The organism is Vibrio spartinae, assembly GCF_024347135.1.
GTDB lineage: Bacteria > Pseudomonadota > Gammaproteobacteria > Enterobacterales > Vibrionaceae > Vibrio > Vibrio spartinae.
The window spans coordinates 908,195-922,912 of the sequence record NZ_AP024907.1; the positions used below are offsets into that span (position 1 = coordinate 908,195).

The 14,718-nt window shown below is 45.5% G+C and carries 12 protein-coding genes; 9 read left to right on the forward strand and 3 right to left on the reverse strand.

Annotated features, from left to right (window positions below):
• The first annotated feature begins 1 nt into the window (after window position 1).
• Window positions 2-169 (forward strand): hypothetical protein, encoded by a 168-nt coding sequence (locus OCU60_RS04245; RefSeq protein WP_021020840.1) that lies wholly within the window; start codon window positions 2-4, stop codon window positions 167-169.
• 155 nt (window positions 170-324) lie between these two features.
• Here OCU60_RS04245 and OCU60_RS04250 read toward each other — a convergent pair whose 3' ends face one another.
• The gene (locus tag OCU60_RS04250) at window positions 325-1,203 is read right to left on the reverse strand and encodes a HEPN domain-containing protein (RefSeq protein ID WP_074374241.1); all 879 of its coding nucleotides are present in this window, start codon (window positions 1,201-1,203) and stop codon (window positions 325-327) included.
• 488 nt (window positions 1,204-1,691) lie between these two features.
• On the opposite strand from OCU60_RS04250, the gene OCU60_RS04255 reads away from it, so the two are divergent.
• The 8 genes from OCU60_RS04255 to OCU60_RS04290 all read left to right on the forward strand — a co-directional run bounded on the left by OCU60_RS04255 (window position 1,692) and on the right by OCU60_RS04290 (window position 12,509).
• Window positions 1,692-3,326, forward strand: coding sequence for a type I restriction-modification system subunit M (locus tag OCU60_RS04255; protein ID WP_074374239.1), 1,635 nt, complete (start codon window positions 1,692-1,694; stop codon window positions 3,324-3,326).
• Complete coding sequence (locus tag OCU60_RS04260; protein ID WP_074374238.1) at window positions 3,323-4,567, forward strand: restriction endonuclease subunit S; 1,245 nt, start codon at window positions 3,323-3,325, stop codon at window positions 4,565-4,567. The genes OCU60_RS04255 and OCU60_RS04260 overlap by 4 nt, the downstream gene beginning before the upstream one ends.
• A 5-nt stretch (window positions 4,568-4,572) precedes the next feature.
• Window positions 4,573-5,352 (forward strand): hypothetical protein, encoded by a 780-nt coding sequence (locus OCU60_RS04265; protein WP_074374237.1) that lies wholly within the window; start codon window positions 4,573-4,575, stop codon window positions 5,350-5,352.
• A gap of 17 nt (window positions 5,353-5,369) precedes the next feature.
• Window positions 5,370-5,810, forward strand: a complete 441-nt coding sequence (locus tag OCU60_RS04270; protein ID WP_074374236.1) for a nucleotidyltransferase substrate binding protein — start codon at window positions 5,370-5,372, stop codon at window positions 5,808-5,810.
• Window positions 5,807-9,742 carry a type I restriction endonuclease subunit R, EcoR124 family gene (locus tag OCU60_RS04275; RefSeq protein WP_074374235.1) on the forward strand — a complete coding sequence of 1,312 codons (3,936 nt, stop codon included), beginning with the start codon at window positions 5,807-5,809 and terminating at the stop codon, window positions 9,740-9,742. Before OCU60_RS04270 ends, OCU60_RS04275 begins: the two co-directional genes overlap by 4 nt.
• Window positions 9,743-9,805: 63 nt before the next feature.
• Entirely contained in the window at window positions 9,806-10,693 is an 888-nt protein-coding gene (locus OCU60_RS04280) for a GIY-YIG nuclease family protein (RefSeq protein ID WP_074374234.1), read from the forward strand.
• 70 nt (window positions 10,694-10,763) lie between these two features.
• Complete coding sequence (locus OCU60_RS04285; RefSeq protein ID WP_074374233.1) at window positions 10,764-11,369, forward strand: class I SAM-dependent methyltransferase; 606 nt, start codon at window positions 10,764-10,766, stop codon at window positions 11,367-11,369.
• A gap of 15 nt (window positions 11,370-11,384) precedes the next feature.
• Window positions 11,385-12,509 carry an HNH endonuclease gene (locus tag OCU60_RS04290; protein WP_074374232.1) on the forward strand — a complete coding sequence of 375 codons (1,125 nt, stop codon included), beginning with the start codon at window positions 11,385-11,387 and terminating at the stop codon, window positions 12,507-12,509.
• A gap of 154 nt (window positions 12,510-12,663) precedes the next feature.
• Here the strand turns inward: OCU60_RS04290 and OCU60_RS04295 are convergent, their stop codons facing one another.
• A complete protein-coding gene (locus OCU60_RS04295) occupies window positions 12,664-13,719 on the reverse strand; it encodes a hypothetical protein (RefSeq protein WP_074374231.1) in 1,056 nt (351 codons plus the stop codon).
• A 293-nt stretch (window positions 13,720-14,012) separates the two neighbouring features.
• On the reverse strand, window positions 14,013-14,690 hold the full coding sequence (locus OCU60_RS04300) for a type 1 glutamine amidotransferase domain-containing protein (RefSeq protein WP_074374230.1): 678 nt from the start codon (window positions 14,688-14,690) through the stop codon (window positions 14,013-14,015).
• Window positions 14,691-14,718 lie beyond the last annotated feature (28 nt).

The window sequence follows — 14,718 nt, forward strand, 5'->3', positions numbered from 1 at the left end:
TATGAGCAATGAGTTAGCCAGAAAAGAGTTCAGAGAGACAATGAGAAGGGTTGTCGCTGGTCGCCGTCGCCATGGCCTTTTGGGTTCCGGCGATGCTCAGGAAGCGGCCAGAAAGTCTGCACAAAAAATGATTCAGCAGACTAAAGTTAAAGCGGCTAAAGTTGCCTGATCATCTAACAGCAAGATACTGAAAAGCCTTCATTATGAAGGCTTTTTTGATCGGATTTTGGAAGTAGTACTTTCGTTTTGATTAGTGATATTGAAGTTATTCCCGATTTTATTCAGGTAATTTGGATTGAAGAAGAGGAATCTCTGAGAAAACCATCACGCTCTAATCCTTCCCCGACAAACTTCCTCCGTCAGCACTTTGAGTTTTTCCACCTCTTCGGCCAGATAATCCAGCTCTTCAACAGTGATTTCGTAATGCTCGGAATAGCGGGCATCGACGTAGGCGCGTTTGAGGCGGTGGAAGCTGCGGCGGTGAAACTGGTTGTCGGCAGGGAACAGGCGGGCGAAGCGTTCGTCTTGCCTGGCACAGAAGGCACGCAGTTTTTCCAGATCGTGAGTTTTGGGCAGATAGTTGGTACACACTAACAAGGTACAGGCGAAAAAGCGTTCTGTGGCTTGATGGAGTTCAAAAGCTGCTTTATTCGTCCATTCTCTGTTCATATGATCTTGGAAAGTGATAAAGAATTGCTCGCCACTTTCGAACCATTGAGTAAAATGCTTCTCGGCAATCTGCCGACTTTCTTCAGCGCTTAAATCGCCCGGCAGTGCCAGCTCGCGACCATCAGCGCTGTACAGCTCGATACCTTGCTCGCGGATATCCTTGAAGAAATAGTGCCCGTCGTGTAGCCACTGATTGACTTCGCCGAGGGTGTGAACAATCAGCCCCAGCGGGGTTTTGGGGATGCGACGGCTGATACGGTCTTCCGCCAGACTCCACAGGGTGAACTCTTCCACCAGTTCGAAGCGATTGACGATCACCAGCACATCATAATCGCTGACATAGCCGTTGGCCGGGTCGTTGACCCAGTTGCCTTTGGCATAACTGCCGAACAGGATAATTTTGTGGATCTTAAAACCGGCTTTTTTGCCGCTTCTTCCGGCGACGTATTCATCCACCACATCGCGCAAAATAGTCGCAATGGTGTCAATATCCTGTTGTTTCCGCTCGGGAAGGTGGTCAAGTGTCTTTTTCATGTCAGGTATCGTACTACGCAGTGAAGGGGGGGTAAATGGCGGTAGCGTCGAGGTTTGGTGTTTGAGGTGAGTTTTGCGTGTGAGTGCAGTTTTTGGTGTAAGTGGGGTGTTGGGGAAGGATGAGGGAAGATGTGTTGAAGCGAATACGAAAATTATAAGATCCACTGAACGAAGGAAAAATTTCAGGGATGAAATTTTAGGTTCTTATGAGCAGGATGCGCGATACCAATGCCGATGAAACCACAAGAAATAATTCGCGCATCATCAATACCACTCCAGTTAAACTGTGATTCGCCTAGCGGTGATATCAATGTCGCTGCTCAATTTCAGAAACTTTCCCCTGGAGTCCAGAGAATAAATCAGGCTAAAGGCTACGTTATTAATACGCCACAATTGTATCTCTGCCAGCTTCTGCTTTAGAATCGGATAATTCTGTGGTCGCGATGGCGACCCTATTGTAGTAACAATGAAGGATTTCAGGGCCACCCATGGGCGAAGAACAAAAACGACAACTCGAACAACAATTATGGAATATTGCCAACACCCTGCGCGGCAAAATGAATGCCGATGAATTTCGTGATTACTGTCTGGGGTTTATCTTCTTTAAATACCTGTCTGAGCGGATGTACCGCTTTGCCAATACCATTCTGGCTGAAGATCAGATCGACTTTCTCGATATTGATGAAGCCAGCGAAGACGGGCAGGAAATGCTTACGGCGATCAAAGAAGAGTCTGTAGAAAACCTTGGTTACTTTTTAAAACCTTCTGAGCTGTTCAGCAGCATCGCCCGTAAAGGGGCACATCAACTCTCCGGTGAAGAAAAAGCCCGTGCCAAAGCCGACGACAACGATGACGATATCGTGGTGGACAATTTTATCCTCGACGATCTGAATGATGTGTTAGCCAATATCGAACGTTCAACCATGGGTGAAGCCAGTGAAGATGACTTCGATCATCTGTTTGAAGACCTCGATCTGGGTTCGACCAAGCTGGGGCGAAAACCGACTGACAGAAATGCGTTGATAGCTAAAATTCTTATTCATTTAGATGAGATTGATTTTCGGCTCGATGACAGTAAACGGGATGTGTTAGGTGACGCCTACGAATACCTGATTGGTCAGTTTGCCAGTGGTGCCGGGAAGAAGGCCGGTGAGTTTTATACCCCGCAATCGGTCTCGACCATTCTGGCGCAGATTGTCACCAGCGGTAAAACCCGGCTCAAATCAGTCTATGACCCGACTTGCGGCTCCGGTTCGTTGTTATTACGGGTTGCGCGAGAAGTCGGGCAGGAGAATGTCGGCGATTTCTATGGTCAGGAGATGAACCGCACCACTTATAACCTGGCGCGGATGAATATGATCCTCCACGGGGTGCATTATCGTAAGTTTGACCTCAAACAAGAAGATACACTGGTCAGTCCACAGCATTTGGGGCAACGCTTTGAAGCTGTGGTGGCCAACCCGCCGTTCTCGGCCAAATGGAGTGCCCATAAGCGGTATGAATCCGATGACCGGTTTGCCCAGTATGGCCGTCTGGCACCAGCTTCAAAAGCGGATTTCGCCTTTGTGCAGCATATGCTGTATCAGCTTGACGATAGTGGCACGATGGCGGTGGTGTTGCCGCACGGGGTGCTGTTTCGCGGTGGTGCGGAAGGGCATATTCGCCGCTATATTATCGACGATCAAAACTGGTTGGATGCAGTCATCGGCCTGCCAGCAAATATCTTTTACGGCACCAGTATTCCCACTTGTATTCTGGTGCTGAAAAAGTGCCGGGAAAACCCGGACGATGTGTTGTTTATCGATGCCAGCGGCAGCGATTATTTTGAAAAAGGCAAAAACCAGAACCGCCTGCGTCCTTCTGATATTGAGCGCATCATCGAGACTTACCGTCAGCGCCAAACGCTCGATAAATTCAGTTATCGTGCATCGCTGAGTGACATCGCCGAGAATGATTTTAACCTCAATATTCCCCGTTATGTGGATACCTTTGAAGCAGCCGAACCGGTCGATTTAGTCGCCGTGGCTCAGCAAATCCGGCAGATTGACGAGGATATGGTAGAAATTGATCAGGCGATTAAAGCCTTTTGTGATGAACTGGGTATCGAGGCACCGTTATCATGAGTCAGTCAAAGCAATCTGTGCCTGAGTTGCGGTTTCCGGGGTTTATCCAAAACTGGAAAGAATTCTCTATCAGAAAGATAACAACAAAAGTTGGGAGTGGTGTTACTCCTAAAGGTGGGGCGGCAGTATATAAACAATGTGGTGTGGCATTAATACGAAGTCAGAACGTTAATAATAACCGCTTGGACCTTTCTGATGTCGTTTATATTAGTGAGCAAGAACATGAATCAATGAAAGGTTCAAAAGTTTATGGTGGTGATATTTTACTGAATATTACAGGAGCATCAATCGGACGTAGCTGTGTCGTTCCAATAGAGAACGAAGAAGCAAATATTAATCAGCATGTGTGTATTATCAGATTGAAAGAGAGATTTTCGGCCGAGTATCTACAAGCCTATCTGGCGTCTTGGAGAGGTCAAAAATTGATTTTTCAAAATCAATCAGGAAGTGGGCGAGAAGGTTTAAACTTTGAAAGCATAAAGTCGTTTCAAATTTATTTTCCTGATAATCCAAAAGAACAGCAAAAAATAGCAACATTTCTCTCCGCAATCGATCAAAAAATCACAAAACTCCGCCAAAAGCGAGAGCTACTCGAAAACTACAAAACAGGCGTAATGCAGCAGATTTTTTCTCAGCAGATTCGTTTTAAAAAAGATGACGGTTCGGATTTTCCTGATTGGGAAGAGAAGCGATTAAAGGAAATAGCTTCCCCTATAAAAAGAGTGGCTCAATTGAGAGAATATCCTGTATTAACTATTTCTGCAGGCAAGGGGTTTCTTGAACAGGAAGAAAGATTTAGCCAGGTTATTGCAGGCTCTAGTTTGGAGAAATATACACTGATACAAAAAGATGAATTTGCTTATAACCGTGGAGCATCAAAAAGGTATCCATATGGATGTATATATAAAATGGAAGATTATGAGGAAGCACTGATCCCATTTGTCTATCGAGCGTTTGTTTTAGATGAAGGAGTAACAGATTTTTATTCACAATATTTCTCTTTTGGGAGCTTGAACTGGCAACTTAGAAAAATGATTTCATCATCAGCTCGGATGGATGGGTTATTAAATATAGGTGCTCAAGAATTTTTTAATGTGAGAGTTCCTGTACCGTCATTAGAAGAACAACAAAAAATAGCTAGTTTTTTGCAATCCATTGATCAAAAAATCACTCGCTTGACTACCCAAATTGAGCAAGTGCAAACCTTTAAACAAGGTCTGTTACAGAAAATGTTTGTGTGAGCAATATGCAAAGAACAAAAGAAATATTAAGCCAAAATCGTGAAAGCTTCGAATACTATATGAATTTCGAAGATCACGATGTTTATTATATTGCAATCGAGAAAAAAATTACGGCTGATAATTGTATCGAAACCTGTAAATCTTTGATTGAAGGTATTAGTAAGAGCATCTTGCAGAGAATTGATTTGCGTGTTGATCACATCAGAAAGCGTTTTTCATCACAAGATCTAACCGGTTTAGAGACAACATTTGACAAAATGAAAGGGAATGGGGAAGATTTTCATACTCTATTCCAGCGTGCTGTTCTCGTGTTGAATAACTATCATCCATCTTGTCAGAAAGAGTTATTAGATAGCTTCGGTAAAAATTTCTGTCGCTATTTAGCCAGAATCAGAAATGACAGAGGTGATATCGCTCATGGACGGGCTGCTCCTAAGACCGAGAAAAGTTCAATTCAGTTAGCTCACCTTGTTGAAAATCTAACAGACTTAATTATATCTCATATGTTGGAAATCTTATCTTTAATTGATTTTGAAAAAGAAGATAAGCCACAAATAAAGGCGATGATTGAGGCCTCTTTTTTAGAAAAAGATAGTGAAAGTCTGGGGCTGATAGAGCGGGAAGAACAACAAATACGGGCTTTTAATGAGAGTCTGGATGAGCAATATCGTTATGCAGGAAAAGTCAGATATAGTCTGGCATTATATGAACAATATGAAGATGATTATCTGACTCAGCTTCAAGAGTACATTACAGATATCGAAGTTGAAGCAGAAGAAAACTGAATTTGAAAAGGTCGGTAATGATGAAACACGATATTCGCTGGATACAACGACTACAGAACTGGAACCGGGCACTGGCGCAATTGAGTCGGTTTATGCAGCGCGATGAACTCAACGAGCTGGAAGAACAGGGTTTGATTCAGTCATTTGAGTATAACCATGAACTGGCGTGGAAAACCCAGAAAGACTATCTCGAAGATCAGGGCTATGACGAGCTGTACGGCTCGAAAAACGTTGCCCGCAAAGCGTTTGAAGTCGGCCTGATTGTAGACGGTGAGGTGTGGTTGGAGATGATCAAAAGTCGTAACCTGAGTTCTCATACCTACAATCAGGATGTTACTGCGGAAATCATCGATGCTATCACCGACCTCTACTATGAGCAGTTTTGTCTGTTGAATGACAAGCTCAACCAACTGGCAGCCAAAGAGCTGACGGATACAGGACTTTCAGACCCATCATGAGTAAATACGGACTCCCTCAAACCACCATCAGCCAGATCCATGAAGTGCTGGCGCAGTTTGCTGCCATTGACACGGCGATTCTCTATGGTTCCCGCGCCAAAGGCACCTTCCGCGACGGTTCAGACATCGATTTATGCCTCAAAACCCACGGCAGCGAACCGGATAATCTATTGGTAAAAGTCTCGCTGGCGCTTGAGGCGCTGGATATTCCCTACCAATTGGATATTGCTTTGTTCCGTCATCTGGATAACCCGGATCTGATCGCCCATATTGAGCGGGTTGGGGTGGTGTTTTATCTCCGGGAAGAGTACCTGCGTCGTCAGCAGCAGGTGGCAAAGCAACTTCTTGGTGATGAGGTGGATGGTCCGGCATTGACGCATGATGACGATATCGAAACACTGATCGAAGCGCGGGCTGCTATTAATATGGATATCGGCGCCGGGTATCAGAGTGAAGCGCAGCTTGAGCAAAGTTTAGTCGATCGTTTGGTGGCGTTAGGGTATGCAAAAGTGACCCTGAAAAATGCCGAGGATCTACGGTTCAACCTGAAAACTCAGCTTGAAATCCACAATAAAATCGAACTGACGGATGGCGAATTCCAGCAAATCGTCAGCCATCTGGATAAAGGCAATGTATTTCAGCGTGCCGTCACGTTGCGAGAACCCTATTACCTCAACCGAGATGACGGCACATCCACCCATATTCAGTTTTTCAATACCGTCCATTGGTGCCAGAACCAGTATCAGGTGACTACCCAGGTGACTCAGGTCGGGAAGTATGAGAATCGCTACGATGTCACGTTGCTGATCAACGGCCTGCCATTGGTACAGATAGAACTTAAACGACGTGGTGTCGAACTCAAAGAAGCATTTCATCAGATCAACCGCTATCAGCGGCATAGCTTCTGGGCTGAAAATGGCCTGTTTAACTACGTGCAACTGTTCGTGATTTCTAATGGGGTGAATACCAAATATTACGCCAATAACCGCAAACAGGATTTCAAGCAAACGTTCTTCTGGAGCGATCGGGACAACAACGCCATCACCCAACTTGAAGCTTTTAGCGATGTGTTTCTGGAGAAGTGCCACGTCTCGAAGATGATTGCCAAATATACGGTTCTACACCAGTCGAACAAGTTATTAATGGTGCTGCGTCCTTATCAGTATTATGCCGCAGAAGCGATTGTCGAGCAGGTGAAAACAGGGCGCAAAAACGGGTATATCTGGCACACCACCGGCAGCGGAAAAACCCTGACCAGTTTTAAAGCCGCTCAATTGCTCAAGGAAATGCCGAAAGTCGATAAAGTGGTGTTTGTGGTGGACCGCGCCGATCTCGATTATCAAACCACGCAAGAATTTAATTATTTCAGCCCCGGCAGCGTCGATGGTACGGAAAATACCAAAGCACTGGTCGAACAGATGTCCGGGCCAAATAAGCTGATTATTACCACCATTCAGAAGCTCAATACGGCGATTAAGAAAAGCCGCTATGAAGCGGCGATGAAACCGTTGAGTGAGTCGCGGGTGGTGTTTATTTTTGATGAATGTCACCGCAGCCAATTTGGAGACACGCATAAAAATATCACTGCATTTTTCACCAAAGCACAGTTGTTTGGTTTTACCGGGACGCCGATTCTGGAGGATAATGCCATTACCAACCGTTTCGGTATGCGGACGACGAAAAATCTATTCGGTGATTGTTTGCATAAATATTTGATTACCCACGCGATTGGTGATGACAATGTGCTCAAGTTTGCGGTGGAATACTGGGGCAGTTTCAAACTGAAAGATGGCTCTTTTATTGATCAGCAAGTCTCCGGGATTAATACCCGCGAAGCTTTTGAAGATGAAAGGCGTCTGGAAAAAAATGTGAATTGGATCATTCACAACCATGAGCGCAAGACGTACAACCGCCATTTCTCGGCCATCATGTGCGTGAGCAATGTGGACATGTTGCTCAAATACTATCAGGTCTTTCAACGCAAACGGCAGAGCGGTGAACATGATTTACGTGTGATTACCTGTTTTACGCCGGGTGTGAATACGGCGGATGATGATGCCGATGGCCTGGTCGGTGATCCTGATTTTGACATTCGTACAGATGACCCGAAAACCAAGCATTCCCGCGAGCAGCTCGAAGCCTGTATTGCCGATTACAATGCGATGTATCAAACCAGACACTCGGCCAAAGACAGTCAGGCTTTTTATGCCTATTACAAAGACATCACCCGACGGATGAAGTCTCGGGATTATGAAAATTTCGTAGAGAAAGATCGCGTTGATATTCTGCTGGTGGTCAATATGTATCTGACCGGGTTTGATATGAAAAAACTCAACACCCTGTATGTCGATAAAAACTTGCAGTATCACGGCCTGATTCAGGCGTTCTCCCGTACCAACCGGATTTTGGGCGATCTCAAAGCGCAGGGAAATGTCGTCTGCTTCCGGCCTTTGAAAGATTCAACCGATGAAGCGATTCGATTGTTCTGCGACGGAGATGCAAGCGAAGAGGTTCTGATGGCGCCGTATGAGGCTTATGTCGCTCAATTCTCCGAGACCTTGCAACAGATACAAGACCTGGCGGCAACGCCAGAGGCGGTTGATGATCTGGTCAATGAGCATGAGCAGTTTGCGTTTGTCAAAGCGTTCCGCAAGTTGATCCGCACTTTGAACAAACTACGCCCTTTCTCAGAGTTCGACTGGCAAGATTTGCCGCTGTCTGAGCAAGCATTTGAAGATTACAAAAGTAAATATCTCGATATTTATGATCGCCATCGCAGTGGCAACAAAGAAGATGCAGTGTCGATTCTCGATGAAGTTGACTTTGAGCTGGAGCTTATCCATCGGGATGAGATCAACGTGGCATATATTCTGCAATTGTTGGGCGAACTGGAGAAAAAACGGCGTACACAGGGCGGTGCGACCGAAGAGGTGGTCAAAGCCCGGCAGCAGATATTTGATTTACTCGGCGGTGAAACGCAGTTGCGTAGTAAACGTCAACTGATAGAAGCATTTATTGATGACTACTTGCCTGAAGTTCCTGAGCTGGATGATTTGCCTGCTTTATTTTCCGGCTACTGGAACAAAGAAAAACGTCGGGCAATCCACCAGTTTTGCCAGCAGGAGCAACTGGATAAAGCCCGGTTATACCGATTACTCGATGAGTATCATTTCACCGGTAAAGATCCGCTCAGAGAAGATTTCTTTCAGTGTTTGACTTATAAACCCAAGTTGATGGAACGTAAAAAGCTGTATCAACGCCTACTCGACCAGTTCAAGCAGATGGTACACACCTATGAGGATGATACCGGCGCTCTGATGCTGGCGGAAGATCCGGCAGAGTATGACACGCGTCCATTGACTGCTTTTGTCCACCGGATCGGCGATACACCGATTTATTTCAGCGATGAGGTGCAGCAGTCCCGCCATGTAACGGAGATTGCACGAGTGACCGTCAAACTGGATCAACCGTATGAGCATCATTTATCGACCTTGATGGCCTACGATGTGGGGCATGAATTGTTAGCCAGAGGTGTGGTGAGTGATGAAATTCTGACCCATTACCTGCAATGGGTCGGTGAGTTTGACCAACAGCTTCAAGAAACAAGTCAGATAGACTTTACGACAGCGTTTGACAGTGAGCGGCAGTTATTCTGGTCGCTGAGCGAAGCCCGTGAAGGGAGTACGGTGCTGGAATTCATCCTTAATTATTGGGATGTGATGATGGGGGTCTCGGCCACTGTCAGTGCTCCGGCAGTTTGTGTGATGAAGTTCATCAAAGATTATCCCAAGCTGATGGATGGTTTAGCACGCATTCAGACTGATCTGAAAGCCAGAAAAGAAAAAAATGCCCAAGATGAAGAGACGGCACTGATCATTACCGAAGATCTGGCAGCAGAATTTAAAAAGTTACGCAATCAGGATAAGCATTAGAGCTGTTCAGGTTTTAATTGATATTTGAATTTGAAGTCAGGTTATTTTCCACAACGAGGCAGTATGGCAGAATTTGGTCGCAGTATTCGTATCTTCTTTGCTGACGGTAGCCCAACAGGGTTGCGTCATGTGGAAATCGTCAATTGGTCGGGGCAGGCGATGGCGTGTCCGCGAACTCGATTTTCTGAACTGAAGCACTGGGATGAAGTGAAACGTCCCGGTGTTTATTTTTTGCTGGAAAAGGCATCGGGTGATGATAATAACGTCGCTTATATCGGGGAGTCCGAAGATGTTTTCAGACGATTAGCCAATCATGATCGTGAAAAAGACTTCTGGAATGAGGTGATTATATTTAGCAGTAAAGATGAAAACCTCACCAAAGCACATATCAAATATTTAGAAGCAAGACTAGTTGAAATCAGCCAAGCCGCAGATCGTTATACCGTCAGTAATTCAAATTGTCCGACTAAGTCAGGTTTGCCCCGTGCAGATATGGCGGCAATGGAAGAGTTTATTGAAAATATCAAATTGGTACTGGGAAGTCTGGGGCATCGATTATTGGAACCGATTGCTTCATCCTCGACGACAGAAATAGAGAGCAATGAATCTTTGACTCATTATCCACTGACTCTCACTGTGAATAAATTGCAAGCCTATGGCCGAATGACGGATGATGGTTTTTTACTTGCAAAAGGTTCTCAGATCGCTAAACGATCATCGCAAAGTATGCCGGGTAAAAGCCAGCAGATAAAGCAGGAGATGATTGACAGTGGTGTTCTGATTGAGCGGGAGAACTGCTTTGAGTTGGTCAAAGATAAGTTGATCAGTTCATCTTCGTACGCCGCTTGCTTAGTTTCAGGCAATAGCCGGAGTGGGCCTCAGAGTTGGAGAGCTGGTTCAGGTGAGTCTCTCAAAGAGCTGGAAGCGAGGCTGGTAAACAAAGAGGGATAAGGTTAATCAATTTGGCTCTTCTTATCGAGAATATGATGATATGCCGCAATGTAATGACTCAGTAGAGACAATGCAATATTCTGATTTCTATAACCAAAACGCTAACTCACTGGCAACCCAATACAACAGCCTTAGCTTTGAAGACGTTCACGGATGTTGGCGGGATTTCTGGCCGGGCTGCGGTGAACGGGTGTTGGATGTCGGGGCCGGTTCCGGGCGGGATGCGTGCTGGATGGCGGCGCGAGGTTGTGCGGTCGTTGCTGTGGAACCTGCGGCACTGATGCGGGCGGAAGGGCAGCGGTTGACCGGTGATGCGGTTAAATGGCTGGATGATGGGCTGCCGGAATTGGCTCAACTCTCAAGGCACAAACATCCGTTTGATGTGATTCTGGTTAGTGCGGTGTGGATGCATCTGACACCGGAGCAACGGCAGCAGGCATTGGGTCATCTGGCAGCGTTGCTGACATCGGAAGGACGTTTGGTGATCTCTTTACGCGACGGTGAATTTAGCGATGGTCGCGTGACTTATCCGCTTTCCGTTGAGGAATTGGTCGCTCAGGCTACTGAAAGCGGCTTAAACCCGGTGTTGATCTCAGAGCGTCAGGATGACCGTCTCAAACGCAGTGATGTATCTTGGCAGACGGTGGTTTTGTCTTCTCCGATCCGAAAGGACTAAGCAAAGGAATCAAATATGTCTCTGGAATACTACGCGGATAAGTTTCGCAATCTCAATATGAATACCAAGGGCAATCACAAAAGCCCACATAAGGTATGTATGTTGCTGGCGGTGACGGAGCTGATTGAAAGCGGAGTTATAGCGACTAATCGGATTGATCTCAATGAACCGTTAAAAGAAGCATTCACGCGTTTTTTCAATCAGCGTCGCCGTGATACGGATCAAAACACCCCAGAGAACCCGTATTTCCATCTTAAAAGCGAAGGGTTTTGGCATATCGTTTACAACTCAGGAATAGATCCTGCAACGGTAAAACGTTACTCCAAAACCGCTGTGTCTCATATCACTATCGATGATGCGCTGTTTGCGTATCTGCAAAGCCGGATTACTAACACTGATCTCAAAGAAGCTTTAAATCATAATTTGTCTGATTTGGCGTTTTTGTATCAGCAATGGTTGGTGGATATCGGTCAAGCTCCGGAGACTATCGAACGTTATACGCGGCTGATTGCCAGTGATTTGTCCGAGTGGTTACAGGAACAAGGGCTTGCCAATGTCCCTGTGTTTGACATGAAGTCATACCGGGCATTTCATGACTTGGCTCTGCGGTTTAAACAGTCGCATGTATTGCAGGTCAATGATCCGAATCTGAATCTGTTTTCAGCCGTCATTGATTCCTATCAGCAGTTTTTAAAAGATCTGACGCAGGTTGATTTACAGCAGGATGTCGCTCAGATTGATGCAGATAAACATCTGACAACCACGGAAAAGCAAATTCTGAGAAATGCGCGGCTGGGGCAGGGAACTTATCGCCGACAACTGATTGATCTGTGGCAGGGCTGTGCGGTGACGCGCTATCGTAATACCCAAATGCTGGTGGCTTCTCATATCAAACCTTGGCGGGAGTCGAACAACGATGAACGGCTGGATAAATACAATGGTCTGTTGTTGCTGGCGAATCTTGATAAAGCGTTTGACCTTGGCTTTATCTCATTCGATCAGCATGGCAAAGTGATGATCTCTAAATATCTCCAATCCCCCGCAACCCTCGGTATCCGCGAGGGGATGCAATGCTCCCTGTATCGGGAGCATCAGCAATATCTTAGTTATCACCGGGGGGAATTGTTTAAGGGTTTGTGAGACATCATATTTGTTATTGTTTTGTACGACACAAATACAAACCACACCAAAAGAAAAAGGGACACACAAAGACAATCATTGTGTGTCCCTTTTATCGTTTGGTTCGGATGAGTATGCGGGAGACTGTTTCCATTCCGCTCTCTATTACCAATTGCTATTTGGTAATAATATCATCACTGCCGAACAAGTAGATGGGGGTGATTGAGTTATTTAATAATCCATCTGCTTCAGTGTTTACTCGTGTTTCTATCTGGGTTGCTTCCTCACGGGATGTATCCTTACATGGAACCATTTCTGCCCCGGTATAGACACCGAGAATGACTAAATATTCCATCCATTCGATATGCTCTGATGTGGAGTTATAGGCTATTTGTAGCACTGGTCCTCCTGAATTTCCGGCCTGACCAGTTGAGCCATTGCTGCCGGGATATGTATTCCCAATCAAAAGCAGTAAAGGTTTTCCAGTATTGTCATAACACTCGTTTTCTTTCAGTTGAGGTTGATAAGCACTTTCTTCTGTGACTTGTAGCTCTCTGAATTTTGATTCAGGTTTTTGCACATCATTACGCTCTCTGAATGCCCAATGTTTTATCGGTATCTGAGAACCTTTATTTATTAGAATATCCTGGATGTCATTATTGAGACTTGAGAGTTTGTATTCATCTTTCATAGCTTTTGCCATAAATTTTCCCAATGCAAGTGCGGTTGCAATATGAGGACAGTTATCCGTAACGACTTGGCAGGTAATCAGAGCGATATCATGGCTGATGTTATGGGGAGTTCGAATCGATTGAATATCTTGCAGGGATAAAATCACATTCTGCCAGTTTGGCTTGAGTCTTGTGGTAATCCCCTGTTCACGAATCGGATGACAGCTTTTCAGATAAATGCGTTTATTTGTGAGAGTTAGGTCAGATAAAGACTTTCCTGCCGTCTTTAATGTATCCCAGTTCTGTTTTCCTTGCTCAGTATCATAAGAGCCAGTGATAACATGGAGTGCTGTTAAAATATCTATCTCGTACTTTGCATCAACTCCTGGATTCCCACGAAATCCGACAATTAAACCGACGCCGTTCATTTCGAATGTGACCCTGACAAGACTATGTTCGATCACATTTGATTCCGGATGTGCATTGATCACCTGATCTTGCCATGGCTGAGCTTTTAAATTATTGAGTGATAGTTGGCGAATCGCGTCATCTGTTAGCATGGTTTATTTCCTGGTGGAGTGATTATTCTGGAAATGATATGCCATGGATAAATATTTTCTTGTTGGTATTTATGCGTTTTTCAGGCGATATGATGAATGCTCATCAGGTGATAGTTTGTTGTAGATCTACTCGTTGTGGCTTCAAGGCTGGAATTGAGGACTGTGAGTAAAACGGATGATCGTTTTTATACAAGGTACCATAAAAAACCTGCTCAAATGATGAGCAGGCCGAAAAAGTATCGTTTGAATGATAGACAGTGGATTGTTTGAGCTTTATCAGCTCAGATAAATGATTAAGCGAGTTTCTTCAACAGTGCCTGAGCGACTGCTTCAGAGCTGGCCGGGTTTTGCCCGGTGATCAACAGACCATCTTCAACCACATAAGGTGCCCAGTCTGCGCCTTTTTCATACAGGCCGCCGAGTGCCTGAAACTCATCTTCGATCAGAAATGGAACCACGTCTGTCAGTTGCACGGCTGCTTCTTCGTTGTTGGTAAAACCAGTCACTTTGCGCCCTTGAATCAGAGGGGTTCCGTCGGCTGCTTTGACATGACGCAGTACGCCCGGTGCGTGACAGACAAAGCTGACAGGTTTGTTCGCACGTTCAAAGCTTTCGATGAGCTGGATCGAATCTTGTGAATTGGTCAGATCCCACAGTGGTCCGTGCCCGCCTGGGTAGAAGACTGCATCAAAATCTTCGTGTTTGATGCCTGCCAGCTTGACCGTATTGGCAAGGGCTGCCTGTGCGGCCGGGTCTGCTTTAAAGCGATGCGTCTGCTCGGTTTGAAAATCAGCCAGATCACTTTTCGGATCGAGCGGTGGCTGTCCACCGTCTGGTGAGGCCAGAACCACTTCAGCACCGGCATCGATAAAGCTGTAGTAGGGTGCGGCAAACTCTTCGAGCCAAAAGCCTGTTTTTTCACCGGTGTTGCCGAGTTCACTATGTGAGGTCAGAACCATTAAAATTTTCATTATTCTCTTCCTTTTCAAGTCATTGTTG

What these genes read in the sequence shown, in the direction of transcription:
- OCU60_RS04245 (WP_021020840.1), top strand. Translation starts at nt 2, where the DNA reads ATGAGCAATGAGTTAGCCAGAAAAGAGTTCAGAGAGACAATGAGAAGG.
- OCU60_RS04250 (WP_074374241.1), bottom strand. Translation starts at nt 1,203, where the DNA reads ATGAAAAAGACACTTGACCACCTTCCCGAGCGGAAACAACAGGATATT.
- OCU60_RS04255 (WP_074374239.1), top strand. Translation starts at nt 1,692, where the DNA reads ATGGGCGAAGAACAAAAACGACAACTCGAACAACAATTATGGAATATT.
- OCU60_RS04260 (WP_074374238.1), top strand. Translation starts at nt 3,323, where the DNA reads ATGAGTCAGTCAAAGCAATCTGTGCCTGAGTTGCGGTTTCCGGGGTTT.
- OCU60_RS04265 (WP_074374237.1), top strand. Translation starts at nt 4,573, where the DNA reads ATGCAAAGAACAAAAGAAATATTAAGCCAAAATCGTGAAAGCTTCGAA.
- OCU60_RS04270 (WP_074374236.1), top strand. Translation starts at nt 5,370, where the DNA reads ATGATGAAACACGATATTCGCTGGATACAACGACTACAGAACTGGAAC.
- OCU60_RS04275 (WP_074374235.1), top strand. Translation starts at nt 5,807, where the DNA reads ATGAGTAAATACGGACTCCCTCAAACCACCATCAGCCAGATCCATGAA.
- OCU60_RS04280 (WP_074374234.1), top strand. Translation starts at nt 9,806, where the DNA reads ATGGCAGAATTTGGTCGCAGTATTCGTATCTTCTTTGCTGACGGTAGC.
- OCU60_RS04285 (WP_074374233.1), top strand. Translation starts at nt 10,764, where the DNA reads ATGCAATATTCTGATTTCTATAACCAAAACGCTAACTCACTGGCAACC.
- OCU60_RS04290 (WP_074374232.1), top strand. Translation starts at nt 11,385, where the DNA reads ATGTCTCTGGAATACTACGCGGATAAGTTTCGCAATCTCAATATGAAT.
- OCU60_RS04295 (WP_074374231.1), bottom strand. Translation starts at nt 13,719, where the DNA reads ATGCTAACAGATGACGCGATTCGCCAACTATCACTCAATAATTTAAAA.
- OCU60_RS04300 (WP_074374230.1), bottom strand. Translation starts at nt 14,690, where the DNA reads ATGAAAATTTTAATGGTTCTGACCTCACATAGTGAACTCGGCAACACC.